The 19,473-nt window shown below is 62.8% G+C and carries 8 protein-coding genes; 7 read left to right on the plus strand and 1 reads right to left on the minus strand.

The window, feature by feature from the left end; genetic code table 11:
• Positions 1 to 18: 18 nt before the first annotated feature.
• The 4 genes from ACTNB1_RS06120 (at position 19) to ACTNB1_RS06135 (ending at position 16,551) form a co-directional block, all read left to right on the plus strand.
• Positions 19 to 12,396, plus strand: coding sequence for an S-layer homology domain-containing protein (locus tag ACTNB1_RS06120; protein WP_441168377.1), 12,378 nt, complete (start codon positions 19 to 21; stop codon positions 12,394 to 12,396).
• Between the two features lie 65 nt (positions 12,397 to 12,461).
• On the plus strand, positions 12,462 to 13,850 hold the full coding sequence (locus ACTNB1_RS06125) for a S8 family peptidase (protein WP_441168378.1): 1,389 nt from the start codon (positions 12,462 to 12,464) through the stop codon (positions 13,848 to 13,850).
• Between the two features lie 145 nt (positions 13,851 to 13,995).
• Positions 13,996 to 15,360 (plus strand): class II fumarate hydratase, encoded by a 1,365-nt coding sequence (gene fumC, locus ACTNB1_RS06130; protein ID WP_441168379.1) that lies wholly within the window; start codon positions 13,996 to 13,998, stop codon positions 15,358 to 15,360.
• Positions 15,361 to 15,381: 21 nt separating this feature from the next.
• Entirely contained in the window at positions 15,382 to 16,551 is a 1,170-nt protein-coding gene (locus ACTNB1_RS06135; protein ID WP_441168380.1) for an NAD(P)-dependent malic enzyme, read from the plus strand.
• A 7-nt stretch (positions 16,552 to 16,558) separates the two neighbouring features.
• Here ACTNB1_RS06135 and ACTNB1_RS06140 read toward each other — a convergent pair whose 3' ends face one another.
• A complete protein-coding gene (locus ACTNB1_RS06140; protein ID WP_441168381.1) occupies positions 16,559 to 17,437 on the minus strand; it encodes an aldose 1-epimerase family protein in 879 nt (292 codons plus the stop codon).
• Positions 17,438 to 17,571: 134 nt separating this feature from the next.
• On the opposite strand from ACTNB1_RS06140, the gene ACTNB1_RS06145 reads away from it, so the two are divergent.
• From ACTNB1_RS06145 to ACTNB1_RS06155, 3 genes are read left to right on the plus strand one after another with little or no spacing between them, the layout of a single operon-like run.
• Complete coding sequence (locus ACTNB1_RS06145; RefSeq protein WP_441168382.1) at positions 17,572 to 18,363, plus strand: TIGR04255 family protein; 792 nt, start codon at positions 17,572 to 17,574, stop codon at positions 18,361 to 18,363.
• Positions 18,364 to 18,368: 5 nt separating this feature from the next.
• Entirely contained in the window at positions 18,369 to 18,896 is a 528-nt protein-coding gene (locus ACTNB1_RS06150) for an N-acetyltransferase family protein (RefSeq protein ID WP_441168383.1), read from the plus strand.
• A 39-nt stretch (positions 18,897 to 18,935) separates the two neighbouring features.
• The gene (locus ACTNB1_RS06155) at positions 18,936 to 19,472 is read left to right on the plus strand and encodes a cysteine hydrolase family protein (protein WP_441168384.1); all 537 of its coding nucleotides are present in this window, start codon (positions 18,936 to 18,938) and stop codon (positions 19,470 to 19,472) included.
• Position 19,473: the final 1 nt, after the last annotated feature.

A 19,473-nucleotide genomic window follows, 5' to 3' on the forward strand; every position in this document is an offset into this window, starting at 1 on the left:
GAAGGAGGAAAGGAACGTATGAGTACCAAACGATGGAGCGCCATGTGGAAGCGTCTGCTTTCCGCCGGGCTGGCCATTCTGATCCTGTTCCAGGTATCAGGCAGCGCACTGGCCTATGTGGTGGCAGGCGAATCCACCGCTCCCACATTCCTTACTTATACAGACGCGGAGGGAAACACCCAGACAGTGGACGAGAACTGGGCGGAATCCTTCCCCTACGGCGCATTTGCCTTTGAGACGTCCGGTCTGGCTGTCAAGGAAGGCGAGAGCGGCGTGATCAAGGTCTACCGCCTGGGCGGCACCACCGGCCGGGCCACGGCCTACCTGTCCTATGAGCCCATTCTGATCCAGGGCGAGGACGGCGAGGCCGTTTACGACTACGCCATCAGCGCCGACGACGTGAACATCCAGGTGGAGGACCCCCTGCCTCGGGCCCAGTATGACCCGGTAGGCATGCCCCCCGCCCCTCAGGTGGGCAACGCCTCGGTGAGCGCCGACCCGGACGAGCAGGGCTATATCCTGCGTCTGTCCCAGGCCGCGGACGCTTACCAGTGGCAGATTCTCTATGAGGACACCTGGCAGGATATCGACGAGGCCACCACCGCGGAGGTCCCGGCGGACCTGGAGTTCATTGACAGCGGCAGCTACGACTACCGCTGCGTCTACACCGTGGACGGCGTGGACTATTGCTCGGTGTCCCTGCTGGGTGAGGCCTACGAGCGGCCAGAGGAAGAGGTCGTTCCCGAGGCTCCCGCGGACCTGGATCTGAACGCCGAGCCCACTTACACCGCCCTGGACCTGCAGGGCGAGGACGACCCTTACAGCGGCTGGGCCTTTGAGCTGATCTTCGCCGAGGGCGAGTGGGTGAAGGAGATCCATGTGGACGCCCTTCCCGACGAGCTGGCCGAGGCGGAGGAGACCGCCGCTCTCACCATCTGGGGCTGCGAAGGCGGCCAGGTGCTGGAGGGCGCCGACACCCTGCTGCTGCGGGTGGAGGACATCAACGAGCCTGAGCCCAGCACCCTGGGCTTTATCGTCTCCGACGTTACTGTGGACAAGGCCGACGGCACCGCTGAGGTCACCATCCAGCGGGTGGGCGGCACCCAGACCCCGGTGACGGTGCAGTACGCCACCGCCGACGGCACCGCTCTGGCCGGGCAGGACTATGCCGCCACCAGCGGCACCCTCATGTTCTACGCCGGGGTGACCAGCCTGCCGGTGACGGTGGAGCTGATCGACGACGGCGTGGCCACCGACGAGCAGGTGTGGTTCGACATCAACCTGTCTGAGCTGCTGGGCGACGATGACTGCCAGCTCACCCAGAGCACCGTGCGGGTCAACCTCTTCAACTCCGGCACGGGTACCGGGGACAACCTGGCCACCCAGCTCTATGACCCGGAGGCGGTAGACGTGTCCTCCGGCGTGGTGGAGAGCGGTACCGCCGCCAACTCGGGCAGCAGCGCCGTCTCCGGCATCCAGCAGGCTGGGGAGGAACCGGAATCGGTGTACTCCACCCTGGTGGACCCGGGCAGCGACGGGGATCTCTCCCTGCAGTCCTACGCCCCTTCCCTGAAGGTCATCAGCTTTGCCAACCCCTCCAACGCCTGGGGCGGCACGGTGGACGCCGCCCAGAAGGGCTATTGGGAGATCACTGATGATCCCGGCAGCGATACCTCTCTCAACCAGAAGGGTGATGAAATCAGCGGCGTAGGCAAGGACTACAACGGCGCAGTGAAAGTAACCCTGGACAAGGGCATCGCCCTGTTCAGCCGGCGGGACGCCACCGCCAAGCTAAAGGCCAGCGGCTGGGAGGCTATGGGCGGTTCGGCCGACATCTCCGGGCAGCTGTTCAGCGGATACAACGCCTCCATTGAGACCCGGATGGGCCATGACACCGCCTCTTTGAGCGGGCTCTCATATCTGTATTCCTACACCATGCCCCGCTTCATCCTCTCCCAGGGGAGCTGGAACCTGATCTACAACCCCCGGTACATCAACCGGTACGGCAGCGGACCCTGGGACAAGGACTGGACCATCCGGGCTTCGGATGACAACCAGAATTTCAAAAATCCCTTCAGCGGCAGCTATTCCGGCTCCTTCAGCTTTTCCGGCAAGCTGGACATGGTCATCGACATGCCCTTCCAGTCCTACAGCAGTGGTGAAACAGATACCCTGAACGACAAGAGCATGGTCTGGCTGAAGAAACTGGACCTGACCCGCCGGACCTTTGCCTCCAATGCGTTCTACACCGAGGTATCCACCCCCAACGACGCCAACACCGCCCCTGACAGCTGCGCCGTGCTCACCGACTCCAATTACAGCGGCTTCCAGCCCAAGGTGGAGATCGTCAGCGGCGAGGGCGGCGTAGACGGCTCCAACCGGCTCTACGTGGGCTCCACCATCAAGGTCACCGCCGGCACCGTCCCCGCAGGCTACCAGCCGGAGAACGTGGTGGTGTACCAGAGCACCGACGGCGGCGCCACCTGGAACCGGTTCACCAAGTTCGGCAACGGCTCCTATGACGCGGCCTCCAAGTCCTACACCTTTACGCTGGTGGGCAGCGCCTCCAACCCGCTGAACCAGGCTGATCTGAACGCTCAGTACAAGTTCCGGGTGTGCTACTCCCGCACCGCCACTGTCACGGTGGACTTCTCCCCCTCCATTCCCCGGGCGGAGGATGGCCAGACCATCGACACCACCAAGTACAGCTACCCCCTCAACGGCTACAACGGCGGAAGTGATCACGGCTTTACCACCGGCGTAAATGCTAACATTACTTACGGTTACAGCACCTTCGACTCCAACACCGGTGATTTCAGCACCACCACCACCAGCACCTCCACCGCCAAGCCCACCAGTCTGAACGATACCACCTGGTCCTTCAGCGGCAAAAACCTTCAGTGGGTGGAGTTCAATCTGGATCCCGACGACCTGTTGCTGATCAACGGCAAGGTATATCCCGGCAACCAGCGGATCTACCTGCGGGAGAGCGACCTGGCCGGCAACCTGAGCGTGATCTACTATCACGAGGATTATCAGACCGGCCAGAGCGCCATGACCACTGCCATCTCCTGGATGGCCGTCTACTGGGACGGCAACGGCAACGGCAAGATCGACGGCAGCTACAACGAGACCAACTCCAGCTTTACGCTGGACGAGACCAGCGGCGACCAGTTCTGCGGCTACATCGAGGCCGGCTCCATCAATGAGACCCTCCTTGCCCCCAGGAAAAACGACGCCGGGCAGTACTGCCAGTATTTTATTAAGGTGTGCTACACCATGACTCCCCGCAGTCTGGTGCTGCCCGAAGGGGCCAGCGACAGCGACCGGGCTCAGGTCCTGCCCGCCTTTACCACCTCCCTGAACCGGGACAGCGCCGCCTACTCTCAGCTCACCGACGAGCAGAAGGGCTACCGCTACATCGTCAGCGGCAAGACCAAGCAGAGCTCCAGCGCGGCTGAGGACTACTCCTCCGACAACCATGTGATGTACGGCGAGGCGGCCAACGCCCGCACCACCCTGGACATCCCCCTGGGCGGCGATTACAGCCCGCCTGAGCTGAAAACGGAGAATGGCGAGACTGTCTACACCTGGTCCCCCAACTTCCAGGGCAAGATCCTCTACACCATCTCCAACCCGGAGCCCATCACCATCGAGAACAGCGTGGCCGGTCCTACCGAGGTGACCTCGGCCTACACCATGACCCGGGACGACTACGGCGCGCTCAGCGGCTATACCTACACCGCCGATGGCCTGAACAAGATGAACGGCTACCTGAGCTCCTTCACCGGCGCCACCACCTTCGCTCTGGTGAGCCAGGAGCAGGAATTCACCACGGATCAGATCCTGCAGAACCCCTCCGGCAGCTCCGCCGTTCCCGACAGCGTCACCCTCAGCGGCTACTCCACCTTCCCCGACGCGGAGTACCTCAAGCAGATGAGCAACGGTGACTCCCCCGACGTGGGCGGGATCGACATGGACGAGTCCGGCAGCTCAATGCCTGAGTTCAACCTGGATCTGGGCATCGACCTGGGCTCCACGCAGATCGCGGCCACCGACTATGTGACCATTCTGATGAACGGCAATCAGGTGGGCTTCGCCATCGGCCTGCCTCTGGGCTCCGTGGGCAAGGACGGCGCCGGTTTTGCCGATACCAACAAGGAAGCGTGGACCCAGTTCCAGACCTTCTTCAAGCAGAGCCAGTTCCGGGGCGACGAGAGCTATAAGAAGGCTCAGACGGAGTACAACCGGACGCACCCCTCTCCCGCCCCGTCTGCGGCCACGGGTACGCCCACCACGCCTCCCAGCGGCGGCTCTACCACACCGCCCGCCACCTCCGCCGCGCCTCAGCCCTCCGCCTCCCCCATGGACAAGAGCAAGTTCCGGTCCATGAGCTTCAGCGTGGGCTTTGCGGTGGGCATGGCCTTCCTCTTTGAGTACAATCCCCTGGACAACGACTACTACTTTGAGGGAATGACCATCTCCTGCTCCGCCTCCCTCAGCTTCCGGCTCCAGTTCCGTCTGACCGTCTGCCCCATCGTGTATGTCTACTTCCAGGTCAACGCGGGCATCGAGGCAGTCACCGGTCTGGGCGTCATCCGGGATTCCGTGGAGGTGGATACCCCCAGAATAAACGCCAAGAACGCCGCCACCGTGGACAATCAGGTCAAGCTGACCTACATGACCAGGCCCTCGGCCACCGGCGCGGTGATCACCCAGGCGGACTACGACAAGCTCAGCGGTGAGCAGAAGCAGAACTACTCTCCCCTGGGCGTAGACGGCTACTACTATGACAGCGCCACCTATACTTCCGCCGACAGCGCCAGAGAAGTCTATCTGGAGACCAAGGCGTACTTCCTCACCGGTACCCAGTACGGCGTGCTTACCGACTCCGAAAAGGAGAGCTATACCGCCGCCCAGGTATCCGGCGGCCAGGTAGGGTACTTCTACAACAGCAGAAACTACAACTCCTATGACGAGGCCATGGCCGCCTATGACGAGGCCACCAGCTGGTCCTTCATCACAGACTACAAGGCCTTCAACATCCGCTTCGACGGCAAGATCTCCATCGAGGTCTATCAGAAGGACGGCGACGACTGGGTGCCCTCTGAGCGGACAGAGATCGTGCCCGGTTCCGGCATCTACTCTTCCGAATATCTCAGCGGCTTCCTCACCTCCGACGGCAAGAGCGACACCCAGGTGGTGCTCAAGACCCAGGACGGCATGAAGCTGGACGAAGAGGTCAAGGTGGTCATCCGCGCCCTGGACTACGATGAAGAGAACACCATGGACGTGAGCACCATCTCCTACCTGTCTGAGATCCAGGACATCCGCAACGAGGTGTACTGGAAGGGCATCTCCATCACTCCCTCCCTGGCGCTGGAGATCGGCGCCGGTCTGGGCGTGGAGCTGCTGAAGCTGGAGCTGTACGCCAAGGCCAGCCTGGACGCCACCTTCCTGCTGGGCGTGTACAACGAAAACTACGATCCCTACGATGAGGACAGGTCGAACGACAACAAGTATGAGCCCGCCTCGGTGGACAGCTTTAACTTCTCCATCGGCCTGGGCCTGCGGGTGGTACTGCTCTTCTTCACCTTCGAGCTGGACGCCATCTCCTACAACATCTCGTATGAGGATGGCGAGTGGACCAAAAGCACCTCCGCCATGAACAGCAGCATCCAGAGCCTGTCGGAGGACGGGTATGAGGGTGTCACCATCCGCCTGCCTCAGGGCACCGAGCAGAAGCTCTACACGCCTCAGGACAACGCCCAGCCCGAGCTGAGCACCCAGGCCTATGATCCCACCGATCCCAACGTGCCCTTCCAGCTCTCCGGTTACGGCAGCAGCGTGGATGCGGCCAACCTGGGCACTGACATGCTCTCCGGCGGAGATTACAAGGTTGTCACCGCCGGCGACCGGAACTTCATCGTCTACACCATCTCCCGCAGCAACGCCACCGGCGTTGATGTGCCCCAGCTGGTGATGAGCGAGCTGACCCGGGTCAACACGGGCACCAGCGAGGCGCCCGCCTACAAGTACGGCCTGGCCAACCCCTACGACAACAGCAACACCAATCAGCTGTACATCGTGCTGGACGACGACGCCACCGGCGATCTGGACTTCGATGTGTGGGTAGAGGAGAGCACCAGCGGCTCCACCACCACCTACACCATCCACACCGCCTGGGTGAGCTATGCCGACCAGGCTCCGACAGAGCCCTCCAAGCCCTCCGGAGATCCTTACGGCGGCATGGACGGGGACAACTATCAGGCCATTGCCAAGCCTGAAGCTGGTTCCTACTACACCACCACAGGCACGACATACGACAAAGCGGCCTATGACGGCCTGACCGACGAACAGAAGGGCTGGTGTGAGGAGACCACTCCGGGCACCACATGGACGGAGTACAAGAGCGGCTCCGCCGGCACCTACGGCAGTCTGGCAGATGCCAAGGCGGCCTACACCGCGGACTTGAACTCCTACAACGAGTGGTTTGCCTATTATCAATCTCTGGCAAACTACAACGCCTATCTCCAGAATCAGCTGAAGACGGCCGCCCAGAACACCGTGCTCAAGACCGCGTCGTGGAAGTACACCAGCACACCCACCTCCACGGAAGGCGACAGCGAGCCCGCTATCAGCAATGACTCCGGCTTCAGCACCCCCGTACGGGCAGGCGGCGACGGCAACGGAGCTTCCGACAGCATCGGCTATGTATTCTCCCCCGCCTCTCTGGGCGACGGCAGCGTGATGTTCTTCGGCAGCACCCTGACCCAGGACGACGGCACGGCATACAAGGCCTACACCGACTTCCTGGACAACAGCTCCATGGCCGACGAAGATTATCTGGACTACCTGAAAACGGTCAAAAAGTCCTCTCTGGACACCCTGGGCACCCAGTCCAACCTGAATCTGGCCTATCAGACCAGCAGCGGCTGGATGACGGAGTCCGTGGCGCTGGCCGATAACCAGACCCTGAGCAATGTGGAGTTCACCCAGCTGGATGGCGCCTATTATCTGGCCTACACCACCCAGCAGGACACCTACGCCGACGGCGACCACATTACCGTGAACCGTCTGTTCCTGCGCAAGGTGACAATGACCTCTGACGACAGCGGCGCAGTCACCATCGACTGGGGCACCCCCTACCTGCTGCGGACCACCCGGGACTATGACCTGGACAAGGGCACCGACGGCGTCTACAACAACAGCGGCCTTGTCACCGCGCACGACAGCCCCTATTTCTCCAACCTGAGCTTCCTCACCGCTCAGATCGACGCCGACATGCTCACCGGCACGGAGGAGAGCTTCACCACCCAGGCCGTGGCAGAGCACACCTTCCTGCTCTTCGAGATGAATGGCGCCACCTACATCATTCTGGATGACAGTCTGGAGAGCATCACCACCTCCGGTACCGGCACCATCCACCCCTTCTTCACCGGCCAGATGCTGGAGAACGAGGACGGCAGCAAGACTCAGGACGCCTCCGGCAAGCTGGAGGTCACCATCGGCGCCGATCAGGACGGCAATCTGTTTGCGGTATATGTGGGCAGCGTACCCAACACCACCAACAACGCCCTGTACCTGTCGGCCTACGACGCCAACACCAACACCTGGGGCGACGGCGTCATGCTGGCCATGCGGAACATGGATACCTATGAGGCCTCCATCCGCTACGGCTGGGGCGACCGCACCACCCAGGCGGCCTATTACAACCTCACCGAGGATGAGGTGAAGCAGCTCTATCCCGACTACGCCGACGACATCATCGACAACCTGAAGGCCTATCCCGATGACCTGGGCGACAAGAGCAGCCTGACCTTCTCCAACATCCAGGCCATCCAGGGTGTCAACGGCGAGCTGCTGGTGGTCACCCAGGGCGCCCTCAGCGAACTGGAGGTGGCCAGCTACACCAGCGGCGGCGAGACCAAGTACACCGTCATGCCCAAATACGATGCAAACGGTATGAACAGCTCCCTGGGCATGTACGCCATCAGCTACAGCAAGGGTTCCCAGAAGCTGGGCGAGGGCGATATCTCCTTCGGCCAGGCCGACTTCGGCGTGGGCAGTGAGCTCTATGTGTCCCTCAGCGTGGTCAACACCGGCGACACCGCCTTCCGGGGCAGCGAGAACCAGCCCATCACCGCCACCCTCTCTGTGGCCGGCAAGGACATCGCAGCCTGGACCATCCAGGATAACATCCGCTCCGGCCAGACCCTGATGCTGGACGGCGACTGTCTCCCTCTGCCTCGGGATCTGCAGACAGGCGACAAATTCACCCTGACCCTGACGGAGGACCAGTCCTACGCCGGCGGCTCCCCGGTGACCATCGACCTGTTCACCGTGGAGGAGCTTCCCGACCTGGGTGTGGAGGATCTGAAGGTCTCCGTGGCTGAGCTGTCGACAGACGGTACCACCACCACGCTGAACGTGGAATTCACCGCCGCCAACCGGGGCTCCGCGGACGCCAAGGGCGTCTATGCCCAGTTCGCCTACGCCACCGGCACCGACGCCAACGGTGAGACCACCTACGCTGTGCTTCCTCTGACGAACAACAATCTGACCGTGGATCAGCAGGTGCCGCTGACCACCCAGGACGCCAGCACGGATGCGGACCTGGCCAACGGCATCCTCAGGCTCTACAACGCGACCGACGGCAGCGACGATCTGAGTACCGGCTACGGCCGGAAGGTACACGGCACCATCCAGGTACCCTCCTCGGTATTCACCATGGGCGAGTCGGAGCATTTCGAGCTGAAGATCGAGCTGTTCAGCGCGGCTGACTCCACCAGCTCCAACGTGGGTCTGCTCTCCGCTGAGCACAAGGAGTACAACTCCGCCAACAACGCCCAGACCGCCGTGGTCCAGGCTCTGACCAACTACACCGCGCCTCCGTCCCTCATTATCCCCATGGGTACCACTACCCTGATCCCCGTGTCGGCTGTCAGCAGCCGGGGCACCAATCCCGCCCTCAGCGTCACGGAGATCGGCGACGAGGACGGCATGAACATCGGCATCCTCAACTACCGGCAGAGCTCTGCCAACGCCGGAGCCACCGAAGGCGTGCTGTCCATCACTCCGTCCAAGGCGGGCACCGGCGTGATCCACCTGTACGACGCCGACACCGAAAGCGAATACGCCGTGGCCTTTACCGTGACGGACGCCATGGAGGGCATCGACATCTACAATGATAACGGCGCCTTCACCTTCAAAAACGTCGACGGCTCGGTTTATGACGAAAACGGTCTGAACCAGAACTGGAAGTTCCAGAACATGCCCAGCTGGGGCGAAGGCAGCAACAAGGAAACTCCGCTGCGGGGCAACCTGTCCTACGGCGAGACCGGCGCCACCTTCACCTTCCGCACTGTGGCTGAGTCCTTCGACCTCTATTTCGACGGCACGGTGGAAATCACCAGCCCGGATTACCCCGGCTTCCGGGGCGGCACCTACACCGGCACCGCCGGCAGCACGCCCACCCGCATCGAGCTGGGCACTAACCCGGACAACACCCCCTACACCATTACGGTGAAGGTCACCAGCGCGTATGCCTGGTTCGACCGGCTGGTGGAGCAGTACTCCGGCGGCACGGTTCCTGTTCCGGACTATGACGGGGTCAACCCGCTCTTTATCTGGAGCCGCAGCTTCCCTGCCACCGCCTCCATCGACAGCAGCTCTGGCACTACCATCCCCCTGTCGGTCTATGTGCTGGACAACAACGGTCTGTCCTACCTCAGCATCAACGGCACCCGGTATGACGCCAACTCCGCCGGCGTGACCGTGCTGGATACGGGCAGCGAGGACAGCCTGCTCTGGAGGTACGACTTTGGTGAGATCAGCGCCAACGGGAACTATGAGATCACCGCGGCAGACATCTCGGGCAATACCACCAGCACCACCCTCATCGTGGACTGGTTCAACACCAGCGTCAGCGGCGATCCCGACACGGTGAGCGTACCCCAGTACGACGCGGACTTCTATCTGGATGCCGACAAGTGGACCGGCACCCCCATCGGTAAGAATGACATCAACAAGCTGAACATCACCTTTACCGAGGAGAGCGGCAACACGAAGACGGAGAGCAACACCCATGAGGTCTACTCCTTCGACGGCAGCGACTTTACAAAGATGCTGCCTCAGGAGGATGGCGGAGCCGTGTTCAAGATCAGCGGCAACGGCATCTACTGGACCCGCACCGTAAACAACGACAACACCTGGACCGCCAAGGTGGTGTACATGGGTCAGGTGGACGGGGACCTGCCCGGCTTGGAGCTGACCTTCAATGAGAACACCAAGGCTCTGCTGTGGGGCGCCTACAAGGAGGGCGCCACCGCCTCGAACATCACCAACGTCACCATCAACGGCTACAAGGTAAACACCCAGGAGGGCAAGAACCTCTACGGCTCCCTGCCCATCTCCTACAACGGCGCCTATACGCTGACCGCCACAGACGCCGGCGGAAACGAGAACCAGCTCTCCATCACCGTGAGCAGCATAAAGCTGGATCTCACCGGCTGCACCGCCACACCCACCGGCTCCTGGGATCAGGACCGGACCAACGGCAAGGTGGATGTGGACCTGAGCACCGCCACCGGCGGCACCTACAACGAAGGTGATTCCAACAAGGCGGACAACAGCTATCTGGCCCGCTACGAGGCCGTCATCGTACCCGCCGACTATGATCTCAGCGGCCTTGCCGGCGACACTCAGCTGGTCTGGACCGCGGTCAACAAGGACAACGGCTTTAAGTACACCTTTGAAAACCTGAAGCCCGGCGACTACCTGGTGGTGGTGCGGGACGCGGTGGACACCGCCAACGTGAACACCCTGCCGGTGACTGTGGCCGACGACGCCATCACGGTAAGCGGCGCCACCCTGCCCGCCTCCAACCACTCGGCAAAGGACGGACAGGCGGTTGCCACCATTACCGGCGGCAACTCCAGAGCGTATGAATTCGCCATCGTGCCCGCTCCCAAATATGAGCCCGCCATTGATGACGAAAGCGGCGAGCCTCTGGATCCCACCCTGGCAGACTTCCTGGCGCTGGATACTCCCGAGAGCAGCGTGGACGACATCGTGTGGCATCCGGCCAGCGATGCGGCCGCTACCCTGAAGGCCACCACCTTCACCGCTCTGCAGGCAAACCAGTATATGATCGCGGTACGCGGCGTCTACGGAGTGGACGACGCTGTGATCGACGAGCTGGTGGCCGCAGGCGAGACGCTGAACGCCGCCAAGGAAGCTCTGGCCGCCGCAGAGGAAGAGAGCAAGAATCCCGTGGAGGGACAGGAGCCTCCCACCGAGGAGGAGCTGGAGCAGCTGCGCGAGGCTGTGGAAACCGCTCAGGCCGCGTATGATCTCAAGGCAAAGGCCGTTTCGGACGCCTCCGCGCCGGCCTACGCGGATCCGGCAAGCGATTACTGGAACGGTGTGGACGTGATCCTGGTGACCGTCGAATCCTCCTATATCGATTCCGGAACCTACTCCAACCTGGACCGGCTGGCCGCCGACCATAACGGCGCGGTGGTCTACCACATCAAGTCCGTGAAGGACGACCTGACCAGCGCGGACTGCGCCACGGTGGTGCAGGCTAACCAGAAGGTGGATGTTGTGCTCACCGGCGACGGCCTGAGCCTCTTCATCCCCAAGGGCACTCTGACCACCGGCTTCGATGTGAACCGGCTGATCGTGCAGCCCAGTCAGGCAAAGGACGGCCTGGTGGTACAGTACACCGACCTGGACGGCAACGTGTCCATCCTGCCCTGGTGCCTGGTCTCCGACGGCAGCGTCCAGTACATCGTGGTGGGCATGGGTGACTACACCCTGGTTCCCGGCAGCGTGGACTTCGACGACATCGCCGGACTGTGGGGCACCGACTACATCGACTTCACCTCCCGCAGAGAGCTCTTCCAGGGCACCGGCGAGAACCTGTTCTCCCCCGACATGCCCATGTCCCGGGCCATGTTCGTCACCGTGCTGTGGCGCATGGCGGGCAGCCCGGCGGCGGAAGGCGAGGTCACCTTCACCGACCTGACCGACGACTGGTACCGCGACGCGGTGCAGTGGGCCGTGGCCAACGGCATTGCCGAGGGCTACAACGCCCAGACCTTCGGTCCCAACGACCTGGTGAACCGGGAGCAGATGTGCGTGTTCCTGGGCCGGTTCCTGGATTACCTGGGCTGGACCCTGAACGAGAGCTCCGAGAGCATCGACTTTGCTGACAGCGACAGCATCAGCCCCTGGGCAACGGAAGATGTGGACTACTGCACCCGGACCGGCCTTGTAGAGGGCGTGGGCGAAAACACCTTCGCTCCCCTGCAGAGCGCCAGCCGTATGGAGGTCAGTACCCTCCTGGCCCGCTTCGTGACGAAGCTGGTTGAAAATTACTGCGACATATGAGACAATGAAGTCTGCGGGGACCGCTGCGCGGTCCCCGCAGACTATCCTGGAGGAAGGTGTGCCGGTTGAGACGTTTTCTTGCTTTGATCCTGACGATTCTAACCGCTGTCTCGCTTGCTGTTCCTCTCCCTGTACTGGCGGCGGAAGAACCGGCGGCAGACTTTGACGGCTACCTGGTACGCCTGAATGAAACGGGAGAGGCAGACAGTCTGACCCTGCTGGGCACAGACAGCTGCTCGGAGGTGTCTGAGGGGCTCTGCCTGGTGGAGGACCTGGACACCGTCCAGGCCATGGACCAGCTGGGGCTGGTGGAGTATTACGAGCCCAATTACCGGCTGGAGCTGCTGGACGCAGGCGAATATACCCCCACCCAGTGGAACCTGCTGGCGACGAATGCCCAGGCCGCCTGGGAACACACCGATGCCGGCGGACGCTTCGATGCCCGGGGCGACGGAGTGACGGTAGCCATCATTGACTCGGGCGTCTGGGCTGAGCACACAGACTTTGACCAGGCGAACATCCTGCCTTATTTTGATGTGGCGGGCACCGCCAGCGGCGTGGACGGCTGGCACGGCACCTTTGTGGCCGGGGTCATTGCCGCCCAGGTGGGCAACGGCATGGGCGTGGACGGGGTGACCCCCGATGTGACCATCCTGCCCATCTGCGTGACCAAAAACGGAAACGCCACAGTCGCCCATCTGGTATCGGCCATCGATTACGCCGTGGAGCAGGGTGTGGACGTGATCAACCTGAGCATCGGCGGCAACAATGCCGCCCAGGCTATGGAGGAGGCCTGCCGCCGGGCGCTGGATGCCGGGATCATCCTGGTGGCCGCCGCCGGAAATTACAAAGCGGGCCAGACCCAGAGCAGCAGCATCTACATGTATCCCGCATCCTTCGACGGCGTGGTCAGCGTGTCCGCCTGCAGGCAGGACGGACAGCAGGTGGTGTTCGACGACAGCTACTCCTATTTCAACGACCAGGTCACCGTTTCCGCCCCGGGCACAGACATCCAGTCTCTCTACCCGGACGGCGGCGTGGCCACCAGGGAGGGAACCTCCTTTGCCGCCCCCATGGTGACCGCCATGGCCGCCATGGCCAAGCAGCGCTGTCCGGACATCACCCCGGAGGCCTTTATGCAGCTGCTCTGCGCCTCCGCCACCGACCTGGGTGAGCCGGGCTACGACATCTACTACGGTCACGGCCTGGTGGATATCGCCGCCTTCCTGGAGGCTCTGGATGAGAGCTTCCCCGCCGCCCCGGAGATCTGTTACTTCGCCCAGTATGCCGCCAACGGCCAAATGCTGACGGTGACGCAGCTGCCCGGCGGAGAGGCAGACCTGGAAACGGTGGAGATCGTGGATGGCGCCGTGCTGGGTAAGCTGTTCCGGCTGGACGACACCGGCGCTCCTCTGAGTGAGGCACAGATCATCACTCTGGACCCGTCTAACTAAACAAAAGCGCACAGAATACGCCGGGGGCTGCAAAAAAGACAGCCCCCGGCGTAAAATTTTTCATGGTCCTGCCGCCCTCGCGGGTGTATAATGGCATTTATGAGACACGCCGCCCCTCCGGGCGGGAGAAAGAGAGGTTCAGCGGATGGAATATCGGATCGAGCACGATACTATGGGCGAAGTGCGGGTGCCCGCAGACCGCTACTGGGGTGCCCAGACCCAGCGCAGCTATGAGAATTTCAAGATCGGTACGGAGAAGATGCCGGCAGAGATCATCCGTGCCTTTGCCATATTGAAGCAGGCCGCCGCCACGGCCAACCACAGCCTGGGAAAGCTGGACGACCGCCGGTATGAGCTGATCTGTCAGGTGTGCCGGGAGATCCTGGACGGCAAGCTGGAGGGGCACTTCCCCCTGGCGGTATGGCAGACGGGCAGCGGCACCCAGTCCAACATGAACGTCAACGAGGTCATCGCCAACCGGGGCAACGAGCTGGCGGGTGAGAAGCTGCTCCACCCCAACGACCACGTGAACATGTCCCAGTCCTCCAACGACACCTTCCCCACCGCCATGCACATCGCCGCGGCTGTGGGGCTGGAGGACAGGCTCTTCCCCGCCCTGGACGCTCTCACCGACGTGCTGAAGCGGCTGGAGGCGGAAAATGCCGACGTGGTGAAGAGCGGCCGCACCCACCTTCAGGACGCGGTGCCCATCACCCTGGCCCAGGAGATCAGCGGCTGGCGGTCCAGCCTGGAGCAGGATAAGGCTCTGCTGGAGCTGGCTCTCCCGCCCCTGCGGCAGCTGGCCCTGGGCGGCACCGCCGTGGGTACCGGGCTCAACGCCCCCAAGGGCTTCGATACCGCGGTGGCCCAGGCGGCGGCAGAGCTGACGGGGAAGGCCTTCGTCACCGCCCCCAACAAGTTCCACGCCCTCACCAGCAAGGATGAGCTGGTCTTTGCCCACGGCGGGTTGAAGGCCCTGGCCGCCGACCTGATGAAGATCGCCAACGACGTGCGCTGGCTCTCCTCCGGTCCCCGGTGCGGGCTGGGTGAGATCCACATCCCGGAGAACGAGCCCGGCTCCTCCATCATGCCCGGCAAGGTCAACCCCACCCAGTGTGAGGCGGTGACCATGGTGGCCGTCCAGGTGATGGCCAACGACGTGGCGGTAGGCATGGCGGCCTCCCAGGGCAATTTTGAGCTCAACGTGTTCATGCCGGTGTGCATCTACAACTTCCTGCAATCGGTGCGCCTGCTGACCGACTGCATGGACTCCTTCCGGGTCCACTGCGCGGAGGGCATCACCGCCAACCGGGACAAGTGCCGGGAGAACCTGCACAACTCCCTGATGCTGGTCACCGCCCTCAACCCCTACATCGGCTATGAAAACGCCGCCAAAACAGCAAAAAAAGCCCACGCTGAGGGCATCTCCCTGCGGGAGGCCTGCATCAGCCTGGGCTTCCTGACCCCAGAGCGCTTCGACGAGGTCTTTCACCCGGAAGCGATGGTCTAAGCTTAGAAAGAAGGAATCAAAATGGATGTAAATCAGCAATCCCTGGAGCTGCACCGGCAGCTGGCAGGAAAGATCGAAGTGGTGGCCCGCAAGCATGTGGAGACCCGGGAGGACCTGTCCCTGCTGTACACCCCCGGCGTGGCCGAGCCCTGCCGGGCCATCGTCAAGGACTATGAGGAATCCTTCCGGCTCACCCGCCGGGGCAATCTGGTGGCTGTCATCACCGACGGCTCCGCCGTGCTGGGTCTGGGGGATATCGGCCCCGCCGCCGGCATGCCGGTGATGGAGGGCAAGTGCGCTCTGTTCAAAGAATTCGCCGGAGTGGACGCCTTCCCCATCTGCGTGGACACCAAGGACGTGGACAAGCTGGTGGAGACCATCTATCTGATCTCCAAGAGCTTCGGCGGCATCAATCTGGAGGACATCGCCGCCCCCCGGTGCTTTGAGGTGGAGCGGCGGCTGAAGGAGCTGTGCGACATCCCCGTGTTCCACGACGATCAGCACGGCACCGCCATCGTAGTGGCCGCCGCCATGCTCAACGCCGCCAAGGTCACCGGCAAGCAGCTGGGACAGATGAAGATCGTCATCAACGGAGCCGGGGCCGCCGGCATCGTCATCGGCAAGTTGCTCATTTCCATGGGCTTCGGCAATGTGGTCATGTGCGATTTGGGCGGCATCATCTGCGAAGGGGATTCCGGCCTCAACCCCGGTCAGGAGGAGATCTCCCACATTTCCAATCTGGACCACGAGCACGGCACTCTGGCCGACGCCCTGAAGGGAGCCGACGCCTTTGTGGGCGTGTCCCGGCCCAACCTGGTCACCGCCGAAATGGTATCCACCATGAAGCAGGGTATCGTGTTTGCCATGGCCAACCCCACCCCGGAGATCATGCCCGACCAGGCCAAACAGGGCGGCGCCGCCGTCATCGGCACCGGCCGGTCCGATTTCCCCAATCAGATCAACAACGTGCTGGTCTTCCCCGGCATCTTCAAGGGTGCCCTGGCCGTCCGGGCCAAGGAGATCACCGAGGAGATGAAGGTGGCCGCCGCCAAGGCTCTGGCCGGACTGGTGCCCGCCCATCAGCTGAGTGCGGAATATATCCTCCCCTCCGCCCTGGACAAGAGCCTGGCAGACGCCGTGGCACAGGCGGTGGCAGACACCGCCCGCGCCACAGGAGTCGCCCGGCTGTGACCCTCCGTCAGAGGGTCTTTGCCTGATAGCTTACGGTGCGGCTCTCGCCGGGAGCCAGGGTGATGCAGAAGGCCTTGTCCGCCAGCTCCGGGCCCTCACCGGCCACGGCGGAGCAGCCGTGCCAGGGCTCGATGCACAGATAGGGCGCCTGCTTATGGGGCATGGTCCAGAAGGCCAGCATGGGCCAGCCGGGGAAGGATACCTCCACCCCATGGCCGCTCTTCCGGCTCACCAGGCGCACCGACTCCGACTTCAGGCCCTTGAAGATCAGGGTGTCCAGCTGGTCGAACCAGTGGTAGTCCAGCGGCAGGGTATCGGTGTCCTCCAGGCAGGGCAGGGTGCGGTTCCAGTCCATCCCCTCCCCGTCGGGCACCAGGGTCTTGCAGGTCTCCCTCTGGGGGAATTTGATCTCATAATCGGTAAAGGACTCCCCCTCGTCCAGCGGGCATCGGAAGCCGGTGTGAGCGCCCACGCAGAAGGGCATGGGCTCGTCCCCGGTGTTGGCCACCGTCACGCTGGTGACAAAGCCGTCATCGGTGAGCTGCTGACGGACCGTCAGCTTGAAGGACCAGGGATAGAGGGCCAGCGTGGCCTCATTCTGCTCCAGAGTGAGCTCCGCCCAGTCCTCGCCCTGAGCGGCCACGGTAAACTCCTGCCGGCGGGCAAAGCCGTGGCGCTCCATGGACACCTCTTTGCCCTTCACGTGGATCTTGCCGTCCTTCAGGCCCCCCACGATGGGGAAGAGCAGAGGGTTGCGGCCCGGCCAGTAGGCGGGGTCCCCGTTCCAGATGTACTCCCGGCCGGTCCCGTCCCGGTAGGACACCAGCTCGGCCCCCAGAGTCTCCACCCGGGCAGTGCGGTCACCATGCTTCAGTTCCAGTTCCATACTGTACGCCTCCTTGTTGTTCTTACCTGCATTATAGCCGCCTGTACCAGTCTTTGCAAGGTGGGAAGCGTTTGACATCCATGGCGTTCCGGGATAAAATAGAACCATTCTGATATAGGAAGGAGCAGCCTATCATGCTGTTTGCACCATATGAGCGGATCCAGTACGCCCGCTCCCCCCTGGTGGAGGTCATCTGCCAGCTCCGTTTCCCCACCATCCTGTCCATCGGCGCCAATGAGCCCGCCGCCTTCCAGGAGGCGGTCCGCCGGGATTTCCCCCGGTATATGGCCCGGCAGGAGCAGCTGCCGCCCAAGGTGGTGAAGAAGGGGAACGCCACCGCGCTGGAGCCCCAGAAGCCCGTCACCAACTACCACTTCGTCTCGGAGGACGGCCGGTGGAAGCTGAACCTGACCCAGAACTTTATCGCCCTGTCCACCCTGAGCTATCAGCGGTGGGAGGACTTTGCCGCCCGGCTGGATCAGCCTCTGGCCCAGTTCATCCAGATCTATCAGCCCGCTTTCTTTGAGCGCATCGGTCTGCGGTACGTCAACGCCATCTCCCGCAAGCGGCTGGGCCTGGAGGATCAGCTGTGGGACGATCTGATCCGGGACCAGTACCTGGGCATCCTGGGCCAGCCCGACGTGGAGGAATCTGAGATCACCAAGTGCGCGCTGGACGTGGAGACCCCCCTGGTGGGCGGCTACAAGATGAAGTTCCACGCCGGTCCCGGTTTGGTGGGCGGCAACCAGGGCGACAAGGAGGTCAAGTTCATCCTGGACGGGGACTTCTCCGCCGCCGGTCAGCTGACCGCCGACTCGGTGCCCGCCAAGCTGGAGGACATGCACCGCTTCGCCCTGTGCTTCTTCCGGGGCGCCGTCACCGACGAGCTGCACCAGGCCATGGGCCCCACCCCCCTGGCGGAGTGAGGAAGATGGCCGATATCGTGATCCGCCCCGCCCGGGCTGAGGATCTGGACGCCATCTGGCCCATGGTAAGCCGGGCGGTGGTCCACATGAACCAGCTGGGCAACCCCCAGTGGGGAGAGGACTACCCTACCCGGGACTTTTACGCCGGCGACATCAGCCGGGGTGAGCTGTACGCCGCCCTGGTGGACGGCGCTCTGGCCGGGGTGGCCTGCTTCAACACCAGCGAATCCCCCGAGTATGACCCCCTGCCCTGGACTACCCCCCGCCCGGCCATGGTCATCCACCGGATGGCAGTGGACCCCGTCTGCCAGCGCAGCGGCGTGGGAGCGGCCTTCTTCCGCTTTGCGGAAGAGCTGGCCCTCCAGCAGGGGCTCAAGGCCATGCGCATCGACACCTATTCCCTCAATGACCGGATGCAGGCCCTGATCCGGAAGATGGGCTTCACCCAGGTGGGGACCATCCATCTCCACGGACGGCCCCTACCCTACCCCTGTTTTGAGAAAAGCCTTGCAATTGGGGAAACAAGGGAATAGAATAGACAGGTGTCTTGACAGAAAGGACGGTACCTGCCCATGAAGAAGCTGCTGCTGGTGGTGGACTACCAAAAGGATTTTGTGGACGGCGCTCTGGGCTTTCCCGGCGCGGAAAAGCTGGACGGGCCCATTGCGGAAAAGATTGCCGCCTATCGCTCCGCCGGGGACGACGTGGCCTTCACCCTGGACACCCACCAGGAAACCTACCTGGACACCCAGGAGGGCAGAAAGCTGCCGGTGCCCCACTGCCTGATGAACACCGAGGGCTGGCAGCTCTACGGCAAAACCGGACAGGCTTTGGACAAGAGCCGGGATACGGTCATCTGCAAACCCACCTTCCCCTCCCTGTGGCTGGGAGACTGGCTGAAGGGGCAGGGCTATGACCGCATTGAGCTGGTGGGCCTGGTGTCCTATATGTGTGTGCTGTCCAACGCCATCGTGGCCAAGGCCGCGCTGCCGGAGGCCGAGCTGGTGGTGGACGCTTCCTGCACCGCCGGGCCCGACCCCAGGCTCCACGCCAACGCCCTGGAGCTGATGGAGACGCTCCAAATCACCGTCGTCAACCGGGAGGTTTGAA

It is taken from the genome of Flavonifractor sp. HCP28S3_F3 (genome assembly GCF_052065355.1).
In the GTDB taxonomy this organism is placed as follows: Bacteria; Bacillota; Clostridia; order Oscillospirales; family Oscillospiraceae; genus Flavonifractor.